Raw genomic sequence first — 23,680 nt, 5'->3', positions numbered from 1 at the left:
CTCTGACGCCTTTGGCCGCCAACACGCCGCCAAAAGCTCACAAATACCGGGCTTTCTCTGATTTCTACGTAATTTCTCATAATTATGAAAAATTACAAGACCTGGAACGCCCAATTCATTGAATTTCGCAAAAAAATGCGGGCCGGTGGCTCCCACACCACATCCGCGCGCACTCAGCGGGCCATGGGGGCACGCTGGAAGAGGTCACGGAGAAGCCAGGCGCTTCGCGCACGTCGGGATGACGTTGGCGGGGCTGCCCGCCCCCAGTGGCAAGGCCCGCACGGCCGCCGGACTCACTGGAAAACCGGTGCCCCAGGCCCTGCAGGACGCGCCGCGCGCATGGCACGGGTTCGGGTTCGGCGCCAGCCAGGGCCCCGCCGCGAAGGAGCGCCCTGAGGAAGGCAGCGGAAGAAGCCGCGTGCGCAAGCCCGCCACCCCGCGATACAGGCAGCGGGATGAGCAGTCGGCCACAACCCGCTGTTTGCTATATTTTCAATAGCTGCCGGCGCTTGATCATCAAGCGTCAGAAGTATTTTTTACTTGAAACCGGGCACGGGGGCCGGCTGCCGCTGTGCCCACAGCCACAGCGCGACGCCGGCGACGATCATGGGCACGCAGAGCCATTGGCCCATGCTCATGCCCAGCGACAGGACGCCCAGGAAGGCGTCGGGCTCCCGGAAATACTCGGCGATGAAGCGGAACGTGCCGTAGCCCACAAGGAACGCCGCCGCCACCTGACCCTGGCGGCGCTCCTTGCGCGCATAGAGCCACAGCAGGATGAACAGCAGCAGCCCTTCCAACAGGAACTGATAGATCTGCGACGGGTGGCGTGGCTGCATGGAGCCGCTGTGCGCGAAGACCATGCCCCACGGCAGGTCGGGGCTGGAAAAGCGGCCCCACAGCTCGCCGTTGATGAAGTTGCCGACCCGCCCCGCCGCCAGCCCCGTGGGCACGCAGGGCGCCACGAAGTCGGCCACCTGCAGCCACGGACGCTTGCGCGAATGGGCAAACCACAGCATCGCCGCGATCACGCCCAGCAGCCCGCCGTGAAAGGCCATGCCCCCTTGCCACACCGCGAAGATCTCCAGCGGGTGGCTCAGGTAGTAGCCGGGCTTGTAGAACAGGCAGTAGCCCAGGCGCCCACCGACCACCACGCCTGCCACGCCGAGGAACAGGATGTCCTCCACATCCTTGCGCGTCCACGCGGCGGGCCCCGTGATGGACACGAATGGCGGGTGCCGCAGCCGGGCGATGCCCAGCAGCATGAACAGCCCGAAGGCCGCCAGGTAGGTCAGGCCATACCAGTGGATGGCCAGCGGGCCCACTTGCAGGGCGACGGGATCGATGTGGGGGTAGATCAGCATTTGGGCGGTATTGTGCCCGCGCGCCGTGGCGGAGGGGAGCCGGCAGCCCCGCGGGGCATGGGGGCAGCCGCGACGCGGGCCGCGCGCCCCATTTGCGCCCCAATGAGAACGCTTCTGATCCCGGTACGCATGCAGAGCGGCAAGGCGGGGGCATTGCCCACAAAGGCCACGGTCCGCGCGATACTCCCCACCAGAAATTCAAGGATAAGAACATGCAGGGAAACCCACAAGTCGTCGAGTATTTCAAGGATCTGCTGCGCGGCGAGCTGGCCGCGCGCGACCAGTATTTCGCGCACTCGCGGATCTACGAGGACCAGGGCTTCGTCAAGCTCTATACCCGTCTCGACCACGAGATGCAGGAAGAAACCCAGCATGCCGACGCGCTGCTGCGCCGCATCCTCTTCCTGGGCGGCCGCCCCGACATGCGCCCCAAGGAATTCACCCCCGGCGAGACCGTGCCCGAGATGCTGCGCAAGGACCTGGCCACCGAGTACGAAGTGCGCGCCGCCCTGCAAAACGGCATGGCCCTGTGCGAAAGCGTGGGCGACTACGTGAGCCGCGACCTGCTGCTGGCCCAGTTGCGCGACACCGAGGAAGACCACGCCTACTGGCTCGAAAAGCAGATCGGCCTGATCGACAGGATCGGCCTGCAGAACTACCTGCAGTCACAGGCATCGGCGTAGGAACCTGTTCAAGGCCTTTTCGGCCAAGAACAACTCCAGGAATTGCCATCCCGGCAAGGCCGTGCCCGGCCGCAGCATGCGGCGCGCCTCATGAACGAACTGACTGCGCGCCGATGTCGACCCGTTCGGCAAGGAAATCCAGGAAGGCGCGCACGCGCAGCGGCAGGTAGCCTCCCTGGCCGACGAACACGGCATGCACTTCCTCCAGGTCGCCCGGATTGGATTCCTCCAGCACGGGCCGCAACCGGCCTGCCGCCAGGTCGTCGCGGACCTGGAAGGCGGCCAGGCGCGCCAGCCCCAGGCCGGCCAGCGCCAGGTGGCGCAGGGCTTCACCGTCGCTGGCCTGGGCATTGCCCGCCACCGGAACCACCACGTCCACACCGTTGTGCCGCAGCGGCCAGCCGGCCTGGGCGCGCACGTAGCTGGTGCCCAGCCGGTTGTGCAGCAGCAGATCATCCGGCGCCGCCGGCATGCCCTCGCGCTCCAGGTAGCCGGGCGCGCCAACGATGACCATGCGCGTCTGACCGAGCTTGCGCGCCATCAGGTTCGAGCTCTTGAGCGGACCCGCGCGCACGGCCACGTCGGTGCGCTGCTCCAGGATGTCGATGACTTCATCGGTCAGCACGATGTCGAGGGTGACATCGGGACAGCGCTCAAGGAACTGCGGAGCAAGCGGCAGCAGGAAATGGTGCCCGAACGGCACGTTCGCGTTCACCCGCAGCCGCCCGCGCGGCGCGGCGTGCGCATTGGCGCAGCGCTCGGCCTCGTCCAGATCGGCCAGGATGCGCACGCCACGCTCGTACAAGGCACAGCCCTCGGGGGTGAGCTGGAGCTGCCGCGTGGAGCGGTTCACCAGCCGCGTGCCCAGGCGTTGCTCCATGCGCGCGACCAGCTTGCTCACGGCAGAGGGCGTCATGCCGCAGGCACGGGCTGCCGCGGAAAACCCACCCAGCTCGATCACACGGACAAATACCTCCAGTTCGCCGGAGCGATTGACATCCAGACGGGCCATCGCGGCTTCCTCGGTGAATTCAAATCACAAATGTTCTTCCGGGGAGAAGTCTAGTTTATTCATGTCTTTGAATTCATCATTGAATCTTACAAAGCCAATGAATTCAACAATATGAAAAACCTCCCTGCCCTGTCGGCGTCGGCGCTGCTGGCCATTGCACTTTCGGCTAGCGCGGCCGCGCCCCACGCTCCAGCGCCTGTCCGTGCGTCCACCTGGGTGGCAACCTGGGGCGCCAGCCCCCAGCCTGCCTGGGGACCGGACTTCCTGTTCCCCACCCACCTTCCGCCGGTGCTGCATGGCCAGACGGTGCGGCAGGTGGCGCGCGTCAGCCTGGGCGGGCCCCGCGTGCGCATTGTGCTGTCCAACGCCTACGGGCGGCAGCCGGTGGCGCTGGGCAAGGCGACGGTCGCGCGGCCAGCTCCCGGTGGGGCCGTGCTGGCAGACAGCCTGCGCACCGTCACTTTTGGCGGCCAGGAGGCGGCGACGATCCTGCCCGGCGCGTCGCTGGTCAGCGACCCCGTGGGGCTGGCCGTGCCCGCGCTGGCGCAGCTTGCGGTGAGCCTGTACCTCCCCGATGAAACGCCGGTGAGCACCTTCCATTGGGACGGACGGCAGACCACCTGGATCGCCCCCGGCGACCAGGCCACCGCCCCGGAGCTGGTCGCCGGAGGCGCAGCGGTGCAGAGCACCACGGCGCGCCCGCTGCTGGCGGGCATTCATGTGGAAGCCGCACCGACCGCGCGCGCGGTCGTCGTGATCGGGGACTCCATCACCGACGGGGCCACCGCCAGCCTGGACAATGACCGCCGCTGGCCGGATTTCCTGGCCACCCGCCTGGCGCCGCACGGGGTGGCGGTCGTCAATGCCGGCATTTCCGGCGCCCGCCTGCTGTCCGACGGCATGGGCGCCAATGCGCTGGCGCGGCTGGAGCGCGACGTGTTGGCCCAGCCTGGCGTGCAAAGCGTCATCGTGATGCTGGGCATCAACGATATCTCCTGGCCGGGCACCGCGTTCGCCCCGGCAAGTCCCCGGCCGACGCTGCAGGCGCTGGCGGCTGGCTACCGCCAGCTGATCGCGCAGGCACGCGGCCACGGACTGAGGGTGATCGGCGCGACGCTCACGCCGTTCGAGGGTGCCTTGCCTGGCACGCCGCTCAGCAACTACCACCATCCCGACAAGGACACACTGCGCCGGCAGGTGAACGACTGGATCCGCCACGGCGGCGCATTCGATGCGGTGATCGACTTCGATGCGGCGCTGCGCGACCCGGCCCACCCTGCCCGCATCGCGGCGCGCTTCGATTCAGGCGACCGGCTGCATCCGGGCGATGAAGGCAACCGCGCGATGGCCGAGGCCGTCGATCTGAGCGCCGTCCTGCCCGGCATCGGCGCACCGCCGTCCCCGCGCTGAATCGCCTGGCGACTGCCCCGGCCCCGGTGCGAACGCCGGCGACCCGCCGGAAGCACCCTGTCCCCAGGCCGCCCTCCAGCCAGTGGCCAGATCTGTGGGGATGTTGTCGTTGCAGCCAACCCACGGAGCCTTCACACTGGCGCCATGCACCCTCCATCCCGCGCTGTCGCCTGCCTCCTCTACCCCGGCGTCATGAGCCTGGACGTGGTCGGCCCCATGCAGGTGTTTGGCTCTGCGAACGCAGAGCGCACGGGCCATGGCCTGCCGCCGGCCTACACGCTGCACCTGCTGGCCGAAGCGCCAGGGCCCGTGCCCACATCGGCCGGGTTCGCGCTGGTGGCCGATGGCGCCTGGGGAACCCTGGATGCGGCTGGCTTCGACACCGTGCTGGTGGCGGGCGGCGATGGGGTGATTGCGCAGCTGTCCAATGCCGGCCTGTGCGAGTGGCTGCGCCACGCCGAGCCGCGGGTGCGGCGGCTGGGGTCGGTGTGCTCCGGCGCGCTGCTGCTGGCACAGGCGGGGCTGCTGGACGGACGGCGCGCCACCACCCACTGGTCGCGCCTGGACCGCCTGCGCCAGAGCCACCCGAAGGTGCTGGTGGAGCACGACTGCCTGCACACGTACGACGCCGCCAGCCCACACGACAGCCATGTCTTCACTTCGGCGGGCGTCACCGCCGGCATTGACCTGGCCCTGGCGCTGGTGGAGGCGGACCTGGGCCGTCCCCTGGCCCTGGCCGTGGCGCGGCGGCTCGTGATGTTCATGCGCCGCCCGGGCGGGCAGGCCCAGTTCAGCCCCCTGCTGGCGCCCGAGACCCTGCACGCCCCACGGCTGGCCGCGCTGCTCGAATGGATTCCCACGCAGCTGGGCGGCGACCTGTCGCTTGATGCCCTGGCCGAACGTGCCTGCATGCCCACCCGCACGCTCTCGCGCGTGTTCCAGCGCGAGCTGGGCATGACGCCCGCCCGCTACGTGGAACGCGTGCGCGTGGAAGCTGCGTCCACGCTGCTGGCGCAGGCCCAGGCATCGATCTCCACCGTGGCCCGGCTGTGCGGGTTCGAGCACCCGGAGAACCTGCGCCGCAGTTTTCACAAGCACCGCGCCGTGAGCCCGCAGGCCTATGCGCAGCGCTTTGGCGCGGGTGTGCCGCTGGACTGACCGCCCCGCGGCCCGGCCCCTTTCCTTCCTACGCGCCCACCGGGGCGCACCACCGAAAGCCATCCATGCTGCTCTTGCGCAATGCGTCCGTTCGCCTGCTGTTCGCGGGCCAGGCCCTTTACTGGGGCTGCTCCATCATCGGCATCACGCTCACCTCCATCGTGGGGGCAAGGCTGGCGCCCTGGCCCACCCTCGCCACGCTGCCGCTGGCGCTGCTGGTTCTGGGCAACCTGCTGTCGGTGCAGCCGCTGTCGCTGTTCATGCAGCGCCGGGGGCGGCGCGCGGGGCTGCAGGCCGGTGCGCTCCTTGGCGTGGCGGGCGGGCTGGTGAGCATGGCGGGCGTGCAATGGGGCAGCTTTGCCGTGTTCTGCGCGGGCACGCTGGCCATCGGCGCGTACCAGGCATCGTCGGGCTACTACACCTATGCGGCGCTGGAGGCGGTGGACCCGCAGCAAAAAGGGCGCGCGGCGGCCTGCGTGGTGGCCGGCGGCCTGTGCGCCGCCGTGTTCGCGCCACCGCTGGCGCTGTGGTCGCGCAACCTGCTGGCCACGCCGCTGGCGGGCGCCTACATGGCCATTGCGGTGTTGTCCGCACTCGGGTGGGCGGTGATGGCACGGCTGCGCGAGGGGGCCGCGCCCCAGCCTGCGGCGGGCGGCATCGCGGCCATGCGCACCCTGCTCGCCCGGCCCGGGCTGCGCGCCGCCGTGGTGATGGCGGCCATCGGCCACGGCCTGATGATCCTGGTGATGAACGCCACGCCGCTGGCCATGGAGGTGTGCGGCTTCTCGGCGGCCTCGGCCGCGCAGGTGATCCAGTGGCACGTGATCGGCATGTTCTTCCCGGCACTGTTCGCGGGCCAGCTCGTGGACCGCTTCGGCAGCCGCCCGGTGGCGGCCGTGGGGGCGGCCTGTCTGGCAGCCAGCGCGGCGGTGGCGCTCTCGGGCATGGCGTTCACCGAATTCCTGGCCAGCTCCTTCCTGCTGGGCACGGGCTGGAACCTGATGGTGATCTCGGGCACAGCGCTGCTCGCCGAAAGCCATGCACCCGAGGAGCGCGGCCAGGCGCAGGCGCTGATGCAGCTGGCCAACGGCACCGTGGCGGCGGCCATGTCCTTTGCCTCGGGCGCGCTGCTCACCGGCGTGGGCTGGACGGCGATCAACGCGGTGATGGTGCCGCTGCTGGCCATCGCGGTGGGGCTGCTGTTCGCGCGCGGGCGCGCCGCGCCGGCCGCGGCGGGCTGACTCACCCCGCCGCCGAGCGCTCGCGCACAAAATCAGTGAAGCGCGCCAGCGCGGGGTTGTTGAGCGCGGCGGGCCAGACCAGGCTGGTTTCGCACACGGGCAGTGGCGGCGCGGCCGCCGCCTTGGCGGCCCTGGCCGGGGCCCTGGCCGGCGCGGCCCCGAACGCATCCGCCGCGCGGTAGACCACGCCCTCGCGGCGGAACTGGGTCACGCTCTCGGGCACCCAGGCCACGCCCAGGCCGCCCCATACCAGGTTGACGATGGTCTGCATCTGGATGGCCTCCTGCGCCACCACGGGCACGCGGCCCGCTGCGTGGTACAGCGCAAAGATCGCGTCGTGCAGCGAAGGCACGATGCGGCGCGGAAAGATCACCAAAGGTTCGGCCAGCACCCGCGCCAGGTCCAGGCGCGACGCACCGGCCAGCGCGTGGCGCTCGGGCAAGGCGAGCACCAGCGGCTCCTGCGCCACCACCAGCCGCGCCAACCCGGGCGGCGCGAAGCCCGGCGAATGCAGCATGAGCCCGGCGTCCAGTTCACCGCGCGCAAACAGTTCGCGCTGCACATCGCCCGTGGCCTCTACCAGTTCCAGCGCCACCTGGGGGCACAACACGCGAAAGTCCCGCACCCATTCAGGCAGGCGCTCGAACCCGATGGTGGAGACGAATCCCAGGCGCACGCGCCCCACCTCACCGGCCGCCGCCGCGCGGGCGCGGGCCGGCAAGGCCTGCGCACGCTCCAGAAAGTCGCGCACGTCGGGCAGCAGGGCCTCGCCCGCCGGGGTCAGCGCCACGCGCCGGCGCGTGCGGTCGAACAGCACCACGCCCAGCGAGCGCTCCATCTGCGCGATCGCCTGGGTCAGGGGCGGCTGCGTCATGTGCAGGCGCAGCGCGGCGCGGCCGAAGTGCAGCTCCTCGGCCACGGCCACGAACTGGCGCCAGGCGCGCACGTCGATGAATGCTTCTTTCATTGCGGTGGTGATCCGGTGATATGTTTTATATATTACTGAAGCAGGCGAAAGGGATTGGAAACGCCACTCCAAACCTCGCATACTTGCACCCCGACAGCCGAAGACCCGTGCGCCCCTCTGCGGCGTCTTCCCACTACAACGACTCCCCACCAGGAAAACCGCCATGGCAGACAGCAAGACCATCCCGATCCAGCCCATCAACCGCCGCAGCGCCAACATTACGCAAGGCAAGTCGCGCGCGCCCAACCGCTCCATGTACTACGCCATGGGCTACGAGGAAGGCGACTTCGTCAAGCCCATGGTCGGCGTGGCCAACGGCCACAGCACCATCACGCCCTGCAACAGCGGCCTGCAGAAGCTGGCCGACGCGGCCATCGCCGGCATCGAGGAAGCGGGCGGCAACGCCCAGGTGTTCGGCACGCCCACCATCAGCGACGGCATGGCGATGGGCACCGAAGGCATGAAGTACAGCCTGGTGAGCCGCGAGGTCATCAGCGACTGCATCGAGACCTGCGTGGGCGGCCAGTGGATGGACGGCGTGCTGGTGGTGGGCGGCTGCGACAAGAACATGCCCGGCGGCCTGATGGGCATGCTGCGCGCCAACGTGCCCGCCATCTACGTCTACGGCGGCACCATCCTGCCCGGCCACTACCAGGGCAAGGACCTGAACATCGTGAGCGTGTTCGAGGCCGTGGGCGAGAACGCCGCGGGCAAGATGAGCGACTTCGACCTGAAGGAAATCGAGAAGCGCGCCATCCCCGGCACCGGCTCGTGCGGCGGGATGTACACCGCCAACACCATGTCCAGCGCGTTTGAAGCCCTGGGCATCAGCCTGCCGTACTCGTCCACCATGGCCAACCCGCACGACGAGAAGATGAACTCGGCCAAGGAATCGGCCAAGGTGCTGATCGAGGCCATCAAGATGGACCTGAAGCCCCGCGACATCGTGACCAAGAAGGCCATCGAGAACGCCGTGGCCGTGATCATGGCCACCGGCGGCTCCACCAACGCGGTGCTGCACTTCCTGGCCATCGCACACGCCGCCGGCGTGGAATGGACCATCGACGACTTCGAGCGCGTGCGCCAGAAGACCCCCGTGCTGTGCGACCTCAAGCCCAGCGGCAAGTACCTGGCCGTGGACCTGCACCGCGCGGGCGGCATCCCGCAAGTGATGAAGGTGCTGCTCAACGCCGGCCTGCTGCATGGCGACTGCATCACCATCAGCGGCAAGACGATTGCCGAAGTGCTCCAGGACGTGCCCGACGTGCCCCGCGCCGACCAGGACGTGATCCGCGGCATCGACAACCCGATGTACGCGCAGGGCCACCTGGCCATCCTCAAGGGCAACCTGAGCCCCGAGGGTGCCGTGGCCAAGATCACGGGCCTGAAGAACCCCGTCATCACCGGCCCCGCCCGCGTGTTCGACGACGAACAATCGGCCCTCGAAGCCATCCTGGCCGGCAAGATCAAGGCCGGCGACGTGATGGTGCTGCGCTACCTCGGCCCCAAGGGCGGCCCCGGCATGCCCGAGATGCTGGCCCCCACCGGTGCGCTCATTGGCGCCGGCCTGGGCGAAAGCGTGGGACTGATCACCGACGGCCGCTTCTCCGGCGGCACCTGGGGCATGGTGGTGGGCCACGTGGCGCCCGAGGCGGCGGCCGGCGGCACCATCGCCTTCGTCAACGAAGGCGACAGCATCACCATCGACGCGCGCCAGCTGCTGCTGGAGCTGAACGTGCCCGAGGAAGAAATCGTCAAGCGCCGCGCCGCCTGGACGGCCCCTGCCCCCCGCTACACCCGCGGCGTGCAGGCCAAGTTCGCCTTCAATGCATCGAGCGCGAGCAAGGGTGCGGTGCTGGACGCCTATTGATGAACGGATGAGCGGCCATTGATGGCCCTTTCTGGCGGCAGGCCGCCGCGCCCCCGGGGCCGCGCCGGACAAACAAGCGCCCATGCTGCCCCGCATGGGCGTTTTGCCTTGGCGGGCATCACCACAGGGAGGCCCAGGGCACGCGCCCCGGGTGTTTCCCGAAAGACGCTGGCCAGCCCATCACCGTGCGTGCCGGCCCGTTCGCAGGGCCTCAATGCTTGCGAAACCGGGAGATCCAGCGAAGCCATCCTCCCGCCAGGCTTCTGAGCGGGGCCGTCACACGCCACGACCAGCTGGCGCGCATGAGGGCTGCTTCATTGCGCACCGCGCCCATCAGCAACGCCTCTCGCGCGGAGACACCGCGCGCCAATCGAAGCATCGCGGTCCGCAGCCCCTCGCCCGCGGCCTGTGCGGGCGCCAGCGTGTCCTGCTGGCGCAGGTCAGGCGGCAAGATGGCCTCAAGATCAAAAAAGGCCAGGGGCTGTTCCGCACAGGTGGTGACCAGCAAACCCCAGGGCTCATGCACATCCACCCCCTTGGGCCCGCCCTCCCTGGGGTTGTGCTGCCCCTTGCGGAAGGTGGCATCGTCGAGCACCCGCACCAGCGCATGGGGCTCGGACGCACCATCCGGCCAGCCCTGCGGCGCTCGGCGGAACAACGCGATGTGCGGAGTCCCCGCATCCGCGACCAGCAAAACGCTGCCCCCCGCCGCGAAGCACACGCCATGGGGATAGCTGAGCCCGTGCAGTTCGGCCGACGGCCTGGCGGCGGCCTCCAGCCGCGCATCGTTGCGATACAGGGCCACCACATGCCGGTCATGGTTGCTGATGGCGACCCAATCGCCCGCAGGATCCAGTGCCACGCCATCGGGCACTTCCAGGCCTTCGCGCATCAGGACCTGGGCGTCCACATGGGTCAAGCCGGAACGGGCATCCAGCAGGTGGTGGGTCACGTAGTGCGCGAAGCCATTGCACACCCAGAGTTCAAGCAGGCCGGAGCCCAGAGGCCGGGCGCACAGGCTGCCGGGCGACTTCAGCAGTTCGGTATCGCCCTTGCCAACCGTCGCCAGCGGCTGCAGCCTGCAGGCGGACACGGGCCGCTGCGCCGCGGGAATATCAAAGAACGACACGTTGCCCTCGCGGCTGGCAACCGCCACGGTCCCGTCGCTGACCCAGCACACTCCGTGCGGGCGCTTCAGGCTGGAGGAAGCCACCTGCATGGCATCGGAAACATGGATGCATTTATGCCCATCCTCCAGGCGGCAATCCACGCCGAGAATCAGCAGCTTGTCCACCGCGATGCCGGCCAGCGCGATGCGGCGCCCATCGGGCGACCAGCTCACGTCCTCGGTACGCCCCAGCGCCGCGATGGTTTCCAGCACCTCGGCCGGGCCCGTGCATTTCAGTCTCACCGGAGAACTCCTTGCTGCAGGTTGTGGAAAGCCAGGGCGTCATCGACGCTGCCATCCATCACCACGCGCCCCTCGCTGAGTACGAGTGCGCGGTTGCAGAAGCTCCGCAGGATGACCTCGTTGTGGGATGCCAGCACCAGGATGGAGACCTGCTCGATCAGCCCGTTGATGCGCTCCTTGGCCTGGCTGAAGAACTTGGCGTCCCCGGCGCCAATCATCTCGTCCATCAACAGGATATCGGGCACCACACTCGTGGACACCGCGAACGCCAGGCGCAGCAGCATGCCCTGGGAGTAGGTCCTTACCGGCAGTTGCAGGTGCTCACCGAGCTGGGTGAACGCCTCCACCGAAGGGACAAGTTCCATCGCCTGCCTGCGCGTGAGGCCCATCACGATGCCGCGCATGATGATGTTGTCGTAGCCCGTGGCATCCACGTCCATGCCGAGCATGATGTCCGTGAGGGCGGCCACCCGGCCGCGGAAAGACAGATCGCCCTGCATGGGCTCATACACGCCGGACAGCACGCGCAGCAGCGTGGTCTTGCCGGCGCCGTTGGAGCCGATCAAGCCGACGCGGTCCCCCGTGCGCAACGCCAGGTTCACGTCGCGCAACGCATGCACGCTGACCCGGCCCAATCCGCTGGATTCGACACGGGCCTTGTCGCGCTGGGGAAACCCCAGCACGGTATTGAGCAGGCCACGGGAACGCGTCGTGAAGACGGGGAAATCTATCGACACGCCTTTCAGCTGGATGTAGGCCGTCTCCGACCCCGAAAGCGCCCGCATCACAGCCAGTACACGATCCGGCGCCGGATCACCACGTACTGCCAGAAAAAAACCAGCGCCAGCAGCACGATCATGCCGCCGGCCGCCCCCCAGGTCCGCATGCTGGGCACAGTCCCCATCAAGGGACTGCGCACCAGGTCCAGGAACAGGGCCAGGGGATTCAGGTGCACCACCCACTGGGCCCGTTCGGTCAACTGGTCCGGCACCCACAGCACGGGCGTCACAAAGAAACTGACCTGCATGAGGCTGCCCGTGGCCACCGTGACATCACGGAAACGGGTGGCCAGGCCCCCTAGTATGGCGACCACGAAGCAGGCGGCGGCCAGCGTCAAGGCAGCCGCGCCGAGCAAGGCCCACCACTGCACGTCCCCCAGCCGCCCCGACCAGAGCAGCACCGCCAGCACGATGACCGCGCTGTGCAACATCAGAAGGGAGCACCGGAACACGGTGCGAAAAACAAACGCCATCTTGGGATAGGGCGTCTGCTTCAAGAAGGCGTCCGCGCCGATGTAGGTCAGGCAGCCCTCATTGATCAAGGCGCTGAAATACCCGAACAGCACATGCCCCGCGCAAAAATAAGGCAAGTACCAGTCCGGCGGGTACTTGAACAGCTGCGCACCGATCAGGCCGAAAGCGATGATGAACAAGGCCGTGTGCAACGCAATCCACACGGGGCCCAGGAAGGTGCGCCGGTACTGCTTGGCGACATCGTTCCATCCCATGAAGCACCAGAACCTCCATGCGAGCATGGCGCCGCGGATATCGCGCCACAGCAGCTGAACCTGGCGCTGTCGCGCCGAGACGGAGGGGCTGTGGGTCGCTGTGGTCATCGCAGAAATATTTCAAGCCATCGACTCGTAGACACGCAAGGTTTTTTCGGCGCACGCCTGCCAGCTGAACGCCTGCACCCGGTCACGCCCCCGTGCCACCAGCCGGGCCGCAAGCTCAGGCTGCTCCGCGATGCGGCGCATCGCATCCGCGATCTCATCGGTGCGAAGAGGGTCGATCAGCAAGGCCGCGTCACCCGCGACCTCGGGGATCGATGTCGTGTTGGACGCCACCACCGGCACGCCGGCAGCGAATGCCTCCAGCACCGGCAAGCCGAAACCTTCGTGCAGCGACGGAAACACCAGGGCGGTGGCCCGCTTGATCACGACCTGAAGCTCCGCATCCGGCAGATGCCGAAGCCACCGCACATGCTTCAATCCACCCCCCGTGAAGCGTGCAACGACGTCATCGCACCCCCAGCCCGGCTTGCCGACGATGAGCAAGGGGTACTCGCGCTGCAGATGCTCTGGAAGGCTCGCGTGCGCCGACAGCAGGCGGTCGATATTCTTGCGCGGCTGCAGGGTGCCCACGCTCACGAAATAGTGATCGGGCAGCGCATGCCGCGATCGCACGGCCTCATGCAGGGCCGCGTCCAGAGGTACGAACCACTGGGCCCCGACTCCCAGCGGAATCGCGGTGATCCGCTCCTCGGGTAGGCGGAAATGGATGGCGATCTCCTGGCGGGAATACTCCGAAATCGTGATGACATGCTGCGCCCAGAAGGCCGTGCGCCGCCACAACTCATTTTTCAGGCTCTTGAAACGGTATCTGACCCACTCCGGGTTCGACAGCGGTATGGCATCGAAGATCGTCGCCACCACCGGGATTCCGCGCAGGCGCGGCACCAGGTGGTCGGTGGCATGCACGAGATCGGTCCCCTTCCCCAGTGCGCGGCGTGCGTGGCCAAAGTCCACCCCTACCAGCGTCGCGGCCAATGCCTGCCAAGCAAAGGAGCCAAACGGCATCGCGGGTGTTGCTCCCCGCCACACACTGGTCGGCGCGTCGAATACATAGGGCTGCAACCGTGCCGCCTGCGGCATGGCCGCCATCAGCTCCCGAGTGTAGGTGCCAATGCCATCCACGCCGCCCTGCTGGATAGAACGTGCCAGCACGCTGACACCAAAGGCCACATTCATTGGACCACCTCAACGTGGATGATCCTCAGCATGCCGTAGTCGCTCATCAGGCACTCGGGTCGCAAATCGGCTTCTACCCTCATGCGGCAGAGCTGTTCCTGTTTTGTCATGTACAACGGTGATCGGTTCTTCTTGTGGCGCAGCCTTGTACATCCGCGCTGGCGGTGCGAGGAACAAACGCAATGGACTGTCTAGCGTGGCTTGCGCGGGCGCATGCCCAGGGCTTCCTTGTTCTTGTTGATCCGGTCCTGCTTGCGCTGGTCCATCTTTTCCATGGCTTTACGTTTCGTATACCCTGTGGAATCCGCCCAGGCCCACCATAGGGCCGTGGCGGCAAAGGGTGCCAGCACCCACCACCAGGACCAGTTGGCCACGGGTCCGATCTCGAAATACTTCAGTGCCAGAAGCACCAGTGAAAGACCCAGCAGGTACATCGCGATCTCCAGAAAACGCCGGGTTGACGACAGACAAATGCCTGTCAACCCAACTCACTACAATTCCATTAAAAGAACTGTAACCCAACCCACAGGAAATCCCACCATGAAGCGTACCCTGATCACCCTTGCCATGACGCTGTCGGTTGCGGCACCCGCCATGGCCGATCTGGCCCTGGCGACCTCGAAGAACTGCATGGCCTGCCACGCCGTGGACAAGAAGCTGGTGGGTCCTTCGTACAAGGACGTGGCCGCCAAGTATGCGGGCCAGAAGGATGCCGTGGACAAGCTGGCCGCCAAGATCATCAAGGGTGGCGCGGGCGTATGGGGTCCGGTCCCGATGCCGGCCAACGCGCAGGTCAACGATGCAGAGGCCAAGAAGCTGGCGGCTTGGGTGCTGACGCAAAAGTGATGCGCCTTTGATGGACTTACGGCGGGGGGCTGCATCGCCCTTCCCCGCCCCTTGCGGCCGTGCCAGATCCCTGTCACGGCCGCAAACGTTTCCGGGCCCTGCCGCCCGCGCCTCGCGCAAGCGGGGATCAGACGAGTGGCGGCACCACGGGCGCGGGCTCCAGGCCCCGGGTGCGCAGCTGGTGTTCCAGCTGCCCCACGTAGGCCGCGGTGGAATTGTCGGATTCGGCGACCCGCGCCGCCAGGCGCGCCTCCAACTGGTCCAGCCGGGTCAGCAAGGCGGCGTGCGCCTGATGGTGCTGGGCATCCAGGAAGGTGCGCAATTCCGTGAACCGCGAGGCTTCTGCCTTGTCGGCCAGTTCACGCTGGACTTGCATCTCCTTGCCGTGGCGCCGCGTCTCCATGAGCACGGACCCCTGGAGGGACAGGACGTAGGCCAGGAAGAATATCCCCAGCAGGGCCGTCAGGGCCAGCATGATGAGGCCCAGCGGTGCCTCGAAGACCACGATCCCCAGGGAGACCAGGGCGGGAGCGGCCAGGGTGGGCCAGTTGAGCGCCGCGAGTATCGCGATGGCCAGCACCGTCAACAAAAGTACTATGGAACGCAGATGCATGGGAAACCTCCGGTATGCAGCGCCCAGGCATGCAGCCTGGGACACGATGCCGCCGTTGTAACCCATGCAGGGGCCATCCCGCGCCGCGGGGGAGCGGTTTCAGTCGGTGTCCTACAAGGGGCCGCGCACGCCTTCGGGCTGGACGGCACCCCGTTGCCGATGGCGAGGTTCCCGTGAACGGTGAACGCCAGCCACGCCCCCAGGCAGGCCCCCCCACCACGCTGATTTGCAGGCGCAGCGCGCCCGCGCCCCGCGGCGGTGCACCGCCCTCTGGTCAGTTGGCCTTGGCCAGCTGGTCCAGGATTGCCGGATTCTGTGGCCACGTCACATCGCCTGTGGCGACATGAGTGGCCCCAAACCCGCAGGCGCTGCACGCTGGCGCCGCATGCACGGCACCTCCTGGATCAGTTGGTCTGGGCCAACTGATCCAGGATTGCGGGGTTCTCCAACGTGCTCGTGTCCTGCGTGATGGCTTCCCCCTTGGCGATGCTGCGCAGAAGCCGGCGCATGATCTTGCCGCTGCGGGTCTTGGGCAGGTTGTCGCCAAAGCGGATGTCCTTGGGCTTGGCGATGGGGCCAATCTCCTTGGCGACCCAGTTGCGCAGTTCGTTGGCGATCTGCTTGGCCTCGTCGCCGGTGGGGCGCGAGCGCTTGAGCACCACGAAGGCGCAGATCGCCTCGCCGGTCACATCGTCGGGGCGGCCCACCACGGCGGCCTCCGCCACCAGGTCGGTCTTGGAGACCAGTGCCGATTCGATCTCCATCGTGCCCATGCGGTGGCCCGACACGTTGAGCACGTCGTCGATGCGGCCCGTGATGCGGAAGTAGCCCCGGTCGGCGCTGCGCACGGCGCCATCGCCAGCCAGGTAGTAGCCCTTGAGCTCTTCGGGGAAGTAGCTCTTCTTGAAGCGCTCGGGATCGTTCCAGATGGTGCGGATCATGCTGGGCCACGGGCGCTTGATGACCAGGATGCCGCCGGCGCCGTTGGCCACATCGTTACCGGTCTCGTCCACGATGGCTGCGGTGATGCCGGGCAGCGGCAGCGTGCAGCTGCCGGGCACCAGCGGCGTGGCGCCGGGCAGCGGGGTGATCACGTGGCCGCCGGTCTCGGTCTGCCAGAAGGTGTCCACGATGGGGCAGCGCTCGCCGCCCACGTTCTTGTGGTACCACATCCAGGCCTCGGGGTTGATGGGCTCGCCCACGCTGCCCAGGATGCGCAGGCTCGACAGGTCCGACCGCGCGGGGTGCACGGCGGCGTCGGCCTCGGCCGCCTTGATGAGCGAGCGGATGGCGGTGGGCGCGGTGTAGAAGATCGTGCACCGGTGCTTTTCGATCATCTGCCAGAAGCGCCCGGCGTTGGGGAAGGTGGGAATGCCCTCGAAGATGATCTGCGTGGCGCCAGCCGCCAGCGGTCCATAGGCCACGTAGGTGTGGCCGGTGATCCAGCCGATGTCGGCCGTGCACCAGAACACGTCGTCCGGGCGCAGGTCGAAGGTCCAGTCCATCGTGAGCTTGGCCCACAGCAGGTAGCCGCCGGTGCTGTGCTGCACGCCCTTGGGCTTGCCGGTGGAACCGCTGGTGTACAGGATGAACAGCGGGTGCTCGGCCCCCACGGCCACCGGCGGGCAGTCGGTGCTCTGGCCCGCAAGCGCCTCGGCGAAGGTCTTGTCGCGCCCCGCCACCATGTTGCAGGCCGTGGATGTGCGTTCATAGACAAACACGTGGCGCAGCGTGTCGCAGCCGCCCGTCGCCAGGGCCTCGTCGATGATGGCCTTGAGCGGCAGTTCCTTGCCGCCGCGCATCTGGTAGTTGGCCGTGATGACGGCCACGGCCCCCGCGTCGATGATGCGCTCATGCACCGCCTTGGCGCTGAAGCCGCCAAACACCACGCTGTGCGTGGCGCCGATGCGCGCGCAGGCCTGCATGGCGATCACGCCCTCGATGGTCATGGGCATGTAGATCAGCACGCGGTCGCCCTTGTTCACGCCGTGGGCCTTGAGCGCGTTGGCGAACTGGCTCACGCGGGCCAGCAGCTCCTTGTAGGTGATCCTGGTGACGGTGCCGTCGTCGGCCTCGAAGACGATGGCGGTCTTGTTCTCGGTGGGCGTGCCGATGTGGCGGTCCAGGCAGTTGGCCGAGGCGTTGAGTTCCCCATCGGCGAACCACTGGAAGAAGGGTGCGTTGGATTCATCCAGCGTGCGCGTGAAAGGCTTGGTCCACTGCACGTTCTCGCGGGCCAGGCGGGCCCAGAAGCCTTCGAAGTCCTTGTCGGCTTCGGCACACAGCGCATCGTAGCCCGCCATGCCCGAAATGCGGGCAGCCTTGACGACCGCATCGGCGGGCGGGAACACGCGGTTCTCAACCAATACGGACTCGATCGCGGATGTGGGCGCACTCATGGTGTTGTCTCCTGGGTCTGATGGAATTGGAATTGGGCGGTACTGTCGGACGCGGCACTTACAAGCCACTGACTGGCACGAAGCTTACAGAATCGCCAGTGCCGGGCAGGGAAGAAGGCACCTGTGCGCGAGGGGCTGTCACGCGGCACCCCTAAAATCGCGCGACCCAAGTCCCACCCTACATTCCATGTCCCTCCCCCCAAATCCCGCCACCCCGTCGCCCATGCGCCCCTTGCCGTCGCTGATCTTTGCCAGCCGCTGGCTGCAGCTGCCCCTGTACCTGGGCCTGATCCTGGCGCAGGCGGTGTACGTGTTCCACTTCTGGGTGGAGCTGGTGCACCTGATCGAGGCAGCCTTCGGCAACACCGCCGCGCTCAAGCAGCTGGTCTCCAGCATCGGCTACAAGAGCGATTTCGAGGTCACCGCGCTCAACGAGACCATCATCATGCTGGTGGTGCTGGCGCTGATCGATGTGGTGATGATCTCCAACCTGCTGATCATGGTGATCGTGGGCGGGTACGAGACCTTCGTCTCGCGCCTGCACCTGGAAGACCACCCCGACCAGCCCGAATGGCTGAGCCACGTGAACGCCTCGGTGCTCAAGGTCAAGCTGGCCACCGCCATCATCGGCATCAGTTCGATCCACCTGCTCAAGACCTTCATCAACGCCGCCAACTACGACCTCAAGGTGCTGATGTGGCAGACCATCATCCACGTGGTGTTCCTGCTGAGCGCGCTGGCCATCGCGCTGACGGACCGCCTGATGGCGCACACCGCGCCGCCCGCACGGCACTGAGCCTCCACCCCGCGAGGAGGCCGCCTGGCGCGGCCTCTTGCCCACCCCAGGCGCACCCTCCATGCAATGCCCCCGCTGCAACTGGCAGAACCATGCTTCCTACACGCAGTGTTTCAGCTGCCAGGCGCCGCTGGTGGCGGACATGCCCGCCGCGAGGGCCCCGGCAGGCCGGGGGCAGCCCGCCCAGGCACCCGCGCCGGCGCGGCTGGTGGAGGTGTTTCCGGGCACCATGGCGCGCCTGGGTGCCACGCTGATCGACGGCGCATGCATGGCGGCTTTTCCGGTCGCGCTGGCGCTGGCCTGGGTGTTTGCGCGCCCCGCCTTCGACAGCGCCCCGGGCGCCACGTACCCGGCCGCGCTGGCGCTGGGCATCCTCGGCCTGTTCCTCCCCGCGCTGATGGATGCGCTGGGCCAGGGCTCGGCGGGCAAGCGGCTGCTCGGCATGCGGGTGGCGACCCGCACGGGTGAACGCCCCGGCATCGCGCGGTCCGTGCTGCGGCACTTTCTGAAGTACTCGCTCACCCTGGCGCTCACGCTGGCCGTGCCGTTCCTGCTGCACCGCCTGCTGACCGCCCTGTTTGGCGAGCGGGGCCTGCACAGTTCGATCACGGGCACGTTCGTGGTCTCCCGCCACGCCAGCGATACCGCCATCCAGCAGGCCGTGGCCCTGGTCCGCGGGCCCAGCTGGTTCCTCAAGGCGCTGGTGATGCTGGGCGGGGTGGCCGCCTTGAGCTTTGCGGCCATGGTGGCCGTGGCGCTGTGGCACCAGGGAGAGGAGCCCGCCAATCCGCGCCGCGAAGCCGTGCGCCAGCTGGACGGCGCCGCGCGCACGGTGCTGGGGCTGGTGGAGAACCACTACCGGAGCACCGGCGCCTTTCCCGCCAGCGCCGCCGCCATCGGCCTGGGCCGGCCCGGGCAGCTTCCCACCGGCTTCCAGGCCATGGCCATCGATCCGGCCAATGGCGTGGTGCGGCTGACCATTGCCGACAGCTCAGGCGACCTGGCGCTGGCTGGCAAGCACCTGGTCTACACCCCCGTGCTGCGCACCCGCAAGCAGCAGACGGACATCCACAAATGGCAGTGCGGCAGCGACGACATCGTGCGTGGCGACCGGTCCTTCAGTTGCCGGCACGAGGCCACCGGGGCGGCGAAGTAAGCCCACGAAGCCCGCCCGGCGCCGCGCAGTGCGCTTGCATCCTGCGCCCACGGTTTCCGGCAAAAAACCGCTTTTGCGCTTTAGGGACAAGCGCTGATAGCTATTGAATATATAGCGTTCCGACGAAGCAGCGGCTCCCTAATTTCTCCCCAATCGGACGGCACAGTGCAGGCCATACCCACTTGCAGGAGCCATCCATGGACCGCCTCCCCTTCCCCGAGCCCCTGGCCGCCGCCGCACAGGCCCCTTCCAACCGCCGCCTTGCGCTGAATGCCCTGGGTTCGCTGGGCGTGGCCACGCTCCTTGGCTGCGGGGGCGGGGGCAGCGACACCGAAGCCAGCGACACGACCGAGACCGCCGGCACGGGGACCGGAACGGGAACAGGCACGGGCACCGGGACAGGCACCACCACCACCTGCTCGGTTGTTCCCGAGGAAACCGCCGGCCCCTACCCTGCCGATGGCTCCAAGGCCAGCAACAACACCTACAACGTGCTGGCGCTCAGCGGTATCGTGCGCTCGGACATCCGCAGCTCCATCGGTTCGTCCACACAGGTCAGCGGCGTGCCGTTCACCATCACGATCACGCTGACCAACACCAACGCAAGCTGCGCCGCGCTGTCCGGCTACGCCATCTACCTGTGGCACTGCACGCAGGACGGCAACTACTCCGTGTACAGCTCCAGCAACATCGCCGACAACTACCTGCGCGGCGTGCAGGCCACCGATGCGAGCGGCACGGTCACCTTCACCACCATCGTGCCTGGCTGCTACGCGGGCCGCATGCCCCACATGCACCTGGAGGTGTACCGCAGCCTGGCCGCCGCCAGCAGCGCGAGCAACAAGATCAAGACCACGCAGTTGGCCTTCCCCACGGCCTTGCTCAGCACCATCTACAGCGCCAATTCGGGCTACAGCGCCAGCGTGCGCAACCTGGCCTCCATGTCGTTCGCCACGGACAACGTCTTCAGCGACGGCACCACGCTGGAGATGACCACCATGCAGGCCAACAGCGGCGGCGGATACTCGGCCAGCATCACGATCTCGATCGCAGCTTGACTGAAAGCCCCCCTGAGTCGCCTTCGGCGCCTTCCCCCGGGTGGGGGACGCACCCGGTGGCCCGGCCAAGCCGGATCCACGGGTGCACTGGCCCGGGCGGCGCCGGTTTCTGACGACGTGCCCCACCCGTCAACCGCTTTCCTTAATCCACTGCGCCCTCAGACGCGCCGCGCCGGTAGCACGTGCTGGCGCTGGCTCGCTGATCTCCTTTCTCCACAACACTGAAAGAAAAAACACCATGCCTATGCACTCTCTTCGTCCCCGCTGGCTGGCCCGCGTGGCGCTCACGACCATGCTGGCTGCAATATCCGCCACCCCCGTGCTGGCGCAACCCCACGGCCGGCAGGACCCGCCGGCGCCGCCGCCCGAGGCCTATGCCGCCTGCAAGGGCAAGACCGAGGGCGCCAGCGTGACGTTGACCATGCCCGACGGCAAATCGCTCGCGGGCACATGCCGCACAATGGGCGGCACCCTGGTGGCCAGGCCCGCGGGCGGGCCTGGCGGCCCCGGCGGTGCGGGCGGCCCGCCACCCGCCCGCTGACGACACCTGCAGCCCCACCGATGCCCCACCTGACCCTGCACCGCAAAGCCTTCATCGCCCTGGCGGCCCTGCTGCTGGCCTTGCTGCTGATCTTTGCGGGCTTCTCCCGCCTGGGGTTGCAGCGGGGCCTGGGGCCCTACGTGGCCGAGATCGAACTGGCCCGCATGGGCTGGCTCGCGGAGCGCCTGCAGGCCCACCACACACAGACGGGCGGCTGGGACACGTTGCGCGGCCAGCCCCGCCTCTGGGGCCAGCTCAGCCACCCGGGCGCAAGCCCGCGCCGGGGTGGCCACCAGGGCATGGAAGACGCCCCGCCCAGCGACCGCAGCGGACAGCCGCCCGGCATGCCCTCCGGGATGGCGAACGGCAACCCGGCGTCGGAGCGCGGCATGCAGCAGCAGCCGCCGCCCCCGCCCCCCGATGGCGGCCCGCCCCCGGGCGAGCCTGGCACCAGCGGCCCACCGCCCCCATCCGCGCAACGCCACCCCGACGACCTGTTTCCCCGCCTGGGCCTGGTGGACGCGCAGCAGAAGCTGGTGGCAGGCACGGCACCCCAGCCCGGCAGCGCGCGCGTGGCCCTGACCGGCGCCGACGGCCAGGCCATCGGCCATCTGGTGCTGGCGCCCCCGCAGGGCGTGCGCAGCGAGGCCGACCAGGCCTTTCTGGCGCAACACCTGGGCTTCGTGGCGTGGACGGGCCTGGCCGGCCTGGCGCTGGCGCTGCTGCTGTCGGGCTGGCTGGCACGGCGCTGGCTGGCCCCGGTCGAGGCCCTGGCCACCGGCGCGCGCGAGATTGCACAGGGCCACCTGCACACCCGTGTGCCCGTGCACGGCAACGATGAACTGGCCCGACTGGCCCGCACCTTCAACACCATGGCCGAACAACTGAGCAGCATCGAGTCTTCGCGCCGCCAGTGGCTGGGCGACGTGGCCCACGAGCTGCGCACGCCCCTGGCCGCCATGCGCGCCGAGATCGAAGCCGTGCAGGACGGCGTGCGCCCGTTTGACGACAAGACCGCGCTGCGCCTGCACCGGCAGGTGATGCGCCTCATCCAGCTGGTGGGCGACCTGCGCGCCAGCCTGGATGCCGCTGGCACCAGTGCACCGTCGGCCCAGGTGCCCGTGCACCCGCTCGCGCTGCTGGCCGAGGCGCTGGCCTCCATGCGCCCGCGCCTGGCCCAGGCCGGCATCGAGGTGGACACCACGGGCCTGGAGGCCCTGGCCGCGCAAGCCCCCGCGCCACTGGTGCGGGGCGACGCGCAGCAGCTGCACCAGGTCTTCATGAACCTGCTGGAAAACAGCCTGCGCTACACCGATGCGGGCGGGCAGTTGCGCGTCACGGCCGGGGAAACACGGGCCACCGATGGCGCGCCGCTGCTGCGCGTGCAGTTGGACGACAGCGCGCCCGGCGTGCCCGCGCACGAGCTGCCGCGCATCTTCGAGCGCCTGTACCGTGCCGAAACCTCGCGCAACCGCGACCACGGCGGCTCCGGCCTGGGCCTGGCCATCTGCCGCGCCATCGTGCTGGCCCATGGCGGCACCCTCGCGGCCGAGGCCTCCCCGCTGGGAGGCCTGCGCGTCACCCTGCAACTGCCCCTGCTGGACAACCCTTCATGAGCCACCGCATCCTCGTCGTCGAAGACGAACCCGACATCGCCGCCATCGTGGTGGACTACCTGCGCCACGCGGGCTACACCGTGGAGCACCAGGCCGAGGGCCGTGCCGCGCTCGCCAGCCTGCTGGCCGCGCCACCCGACCTCACGCTGCTGGACATCATGCTGCCCGGCATGGACGGCCTCTCCATCTTGCGCCAGGCGCGGCGCCACACGCAGCACCCCATCATCATGCTGACCGCCCGCGTGGAAGAGGTGGACCGCCTCATCGGCCTGGAGCTGGGCGCGGACGACTACATCTGCAAGCCGTTTTCGCCGCGCGAGGTGGTCGCCCGCGCCAGGGCCGTTCTGCGCCGCACGGCCGCCGCGCAGGAGCCGCCGCCCGCCGCCGGATCGGCGCTGGTGCTCGACGAATCGCATTGGCAGGCCACGCTGCACGGCACGCCGCTGGGCCTCACGCGGCGCGAGTTCCGGCTGCTGCAGGTGCTGGCGCGCCAGCGCGGGCGCATCTTCTCGCGCGCGCAGCTGCTGGACCAGGCCTACGACGACACGCTGGACGTGAACGAGCGCGCCATCGACAGCCACATCAAGAACCTGCGCAGGAAGCTCAAGGCCGCCAGCGGCGACGGCAGCGACTGGATCCGGTCGGTGTACGGCGTGGGTTTTGCGCTGGAACCGGCTGCGGCCGATTGAGCGCGGCCCGACCGAGCAGCTTGCTACATTTTTTATAGCCATTGGCGCTTGTTCAATAAGCGCAAGGGCCATTATTCACCCCAAATGGCGGCGCGGCGGCG

The 23,680-nt window shown here is 68.3% G+C and carries 22 protein-coding genes; 12 read left to right on the top strand and 10 right to left on the bottom strand.

The features are described from left to right. Positions 1-536: 536 nt before the first annotated feature. On the bottom strand, positions 537-1,364 hold the full coding sequence (gene lgt, locus AC07OC_RS06800) for a prolipoprotein diacylglyceryl transferase (RefSeq protein WP_218340796.1): 828 nt from the start codon (positions 1,362-1,364) through the stop codon (positions 537-539). 212 nt (positions 1,365-1,576) lie between these two features. Here lgt and bfr point away from each other — a divergent pair, with 212 nt between their 5' ends. Continuing rightward, on the top strand, positions 1,577-2,047 hold the full coding sequence (gene bfr / locus AC07OC_RS06795; protein WP_218294134.1) for a bacterioferritin: 471 nt from the start codon (positions 1,577-1,579) through the stop codon (positions 2,045-2,047). An 88-nt stretch (positions 2,048-2,135) separates the two neighbouring features. Here the strand turns inward: bfr and AC07OC_RS06790 are convergent, their stop codons facing one another. Next, a complete protein-coding gene (locus AC07OC_RS06790; protein WP_218340795.1) occupies positions 2,136-3,059 on the bottom strand; it encodes a LysR family transcriptional regulator in 924 nt (307 codons plus the stop codon). A gap of 111 nt (positions 3,060-3,170) precedes the next feature. On the opposite strand from AC07OC_RS06790, the gene AC07OC_RS06785 reads away from it, so the two are divergent. The 3 genes from AC07OC_RS06785 (at position 3,171) to AC07OC_RS06775 (ending at position 6,868) form a co-directional block, all read left to right on the top strand. Further along, positions 3,171-4,469: an SGNH/GDSL hydrolase family protein gene (locus AC07OC_RS06785; protein WP_218340794.1), complete on the top strand. Its 1,299-nt coding sequence runs from the start codon at positions 3,171-3,173 to the stop codon at positions 4,467-4,469. Between the two features lie 144 nt (positions 4,470-4,613). Further along, complete coding sequence (locus tag AC07OC_RS06780) at positions 4,614-5,627, top strand: GlxA family transcriptional regulator (RefSeq protein ID WP_218294131.1); 1,014 nt, start codon at positions 4,614-4,616, stop codon at positions 5,625-5,627. 65 nt (positions 5,628-5,692) lie between these two features. Further along, positions 5,693-6,868 (top strand): MFS transporter, encoded by a 1,176-nt coding sequence (locus tag AC07OC_RS06775; RefSeq protein ID WP_218340793.1) that lies wholly within the window; start codon positions 5,693-5,695, stop codon positions 6,866-6,868. Position 6,869: 1 nt separating this feature from the next. On the opposite strand, the gene AC07OC_RS06770 is transcribed toward AC07OC_RS06775, so the two are convergent. Continuing rightward, positions 6,870-7,835, bottom strand: coding sequence for a LysR family transcriptional regulator (locus tag AC07OC_RS06770; protein ID WP_218294129.1), 966 nt, complete (start codon positions 7,833-7,835; stop codon positions 6,870-6,872). A 163-nt stretch (positions 7,836-7,998) separates the two neighbouring features. Between AC07OC_RS06770 and ilvD the strand changes: the two genes are divergently transcribed. After that, complete coding sequence (ilvD, locus tag AC07OC_RS06765) at positions 7,999-9,705, top strand: dihydroxy-acid dehydratase (protein WP_218294128.1); 1,707 nt, start codon at positions 7,999-8,001, stop codon at positions 9,703-9,705. A gap of 211 nt (positions 9,706-9,916) precedes the next feature. Here ilvD and AC07OC_RS06760 read toward each other — a convergent pair whose 3' ends face one another. The 5 genes from AC07OC_RS06760 to AC07OC_RS06740 form a co-directional block, all read right to left on the bottom strand. Next, positions 9,917-11,116, bottom strand: a complete 1,200-nt coding sequence (locus tag AC07OC_RS06760; RefSeq protein ID WP_492254988.1) for an LpqB family beta-propeller domain-containing protein — start codon at positions 11,114-11,116, stop codon at positions 9,917-9,919. Then, positions 11,113-11,853, bottom strand: a complete 741-nt coding sequence (locus tag AC07OC_RS06755; RefSeq protein WP_369642173.1) for an ABC transporter ATP-binding protein — start codon at positions 11,851-11,853, stop codon at positions 11,113-11,115. Before AC07OC_RS06755 ends, AC07OC_RS06760 begins: the two co-directional genes overlap by 4 nt. A 47-nt stretch (positions 11,854-11,900) precedes the next feature. After that, positions 11,901-12,731, bottom strand: a complete 831-nt coding sequence (locus AC07OC_RS06750; protein ID WP_494600633.1) for an ABC transporter permease — start codon at positions 12,729-12,731, stop codon at positions 11,901-11,903. 12 nt (positions 12,732-12,743) lie between these two features. Further along, complete coding sequence (locus AC07OC_RS06745; protein ID WP_218294124.1) at positions 12,744-13,865, bottom strand: glycosyltransferase family 4 protein; 1,122 nt, start codon at positions 13,863-13,865, stop codon at positions 12,744-12,746. A gap of 191 nt (positions 13,866-14,056) precedes the next feature. Beyond that, positions 14,057-14,299, bottom strand: a complete 243-nt coding sequence (locus AC07OC_RS06740; protein ID WP_218294123.1) for a TIGR04438 family Trp-rich protein — start codon at positions 14,297-14,299, stop codon at positions 14,057-14,059. Positions 14,300-14,405: 106 nt separating this feature from the next. Here AC07OC_RS06740 and AC07OC_RS06735 point away from each other — a divergent pair, with 106 nt between their 5' ends. Beyond that, positions 14,406-14,711, top strand: coding sequence for a c-type cytochrome (locus AC07OC_RS06735; protein WP_218294122.1), 306 nt, complete (start codon positions 14,406-14,408; stop codon positions 14,709-14,711). Between the two features lie 127 nt (positions 14,712-14,838). Here the strand turns inward: AC07OC_RS06735 and AC07OC_RS06730 are convergent, their stop codons facing one another. Together AC07OC_RS06730 and acs are read right to left on the bottom strand one after the other, a co-directional pair. Then, positions 14,839-15,324, bottom strand: coding sequence for a LapA family protein (locus AC07OC_RS06730; RefSeq protein WP_218294121.1), 486 nt, complete (start codon positions 15,322-15,324; stop codon positions 14,839-14,841). Positions 15,325-15,728: 404 nt separating this feature from the next. Beyond that, positions 15,729-17,723, bottom strand: coding sequence for an acetate--CoA ligase (acs, locus tag AC07OC_RS06725; protein WP_218340791.1), 1,995 nt, complete (start codon positions 17,721-17,723; stop codon positions 15,729-15,731). 187 nt (positions 17,724-17,910) lie between these two features. On the opposite strand from acs, the gene AC07OC_RS06720 reads away from it, so the two are divergent. The 6 genes from AC07OC_RS06720 to AC07OC_RS06695 all read left to right on the top strand — a co-directional run bounded on the left by AC07OC_RS06720 (position 17,911) and on the right by AC07OC_RS06695 (position 23,579). Further along, complete coding sequence (locus AC07OC_RS06720; protein WP_255591377.1) at positions 17,911-18,519, top strand: TIGR00645 family protein; 609 nt, start codon at positions 17,911-17,913, stop codon at positions 18,517-18,519. 61 nt (positions 18,520-18,580) lie between these two features. After that, positions 18,581-19,675, top strand: a complete 1,095-nt coding sequence (locus tag AC07OC_RS06715) for an RDD family protein (protein ID WP_218340790.1) — start codon at positions 18,581-18,583, stop codon at positions 19,673-19,675. Between the two features lie 197 nt (positions 19,676-19,872). After that, on the top strand, positions 19,873-20,733 hold the full coding sequence (locus tag AC07OC_RS06710; protein ID WP_218340789.1) for a dioxygenase family protein: 861 nt from the start codon (positions 19,873-19,875) through the stop codon (positions 20,731-20,733). Between the two features lie 238 nt (positions 20,734-20,971). Continuing rightward, a complete protein-coding gene (locus AC07OC_RS06705) occupies positions 20,972-21,274 on the top strand; it encodes a hypothetical protein (RefSeq protein ID WP_255591374.1) in 303 nt (100 codons plus the stop codon). A gap of 20 nt (positions 21,275-21,294) precedes the next feature. Then, the gene (locus tag AC07OC_RS06700; RefSeq protein ID WP_218340788.1) at positions 21,295-22,890 is read left to right on the top strand and encodes an ATP-binding protein; all 1,596 of its coding nucleotides are present in this window, start codon (positions 21,295-21,297) and stop codon (positions 22,888-22,890) included. Beyond that, positions 22,887-23,579, top strand: coding sequence for a response regulator (locus AC07OC_RS06695; protein ID WP_492806292.1), 693 nt, complete (start codon positions 22,887-22,889; stop codon positions 23,577-23,579). Before AC07OC_RS06700 ends, AC07OC_RS06695 begins: the two co-directional genes overlap by 4 nt. Positions 23,580-23,680 lie beyond the last annotated feature (101 nt).

Source organism: Acidovorax sp. GW821-FHT10E04, assembly GCF_059415185.1.
Note: the sequence above shows the minus strand (reverse complement) of the source record. Positions and strands in the feature narration are given on the sequence as shown.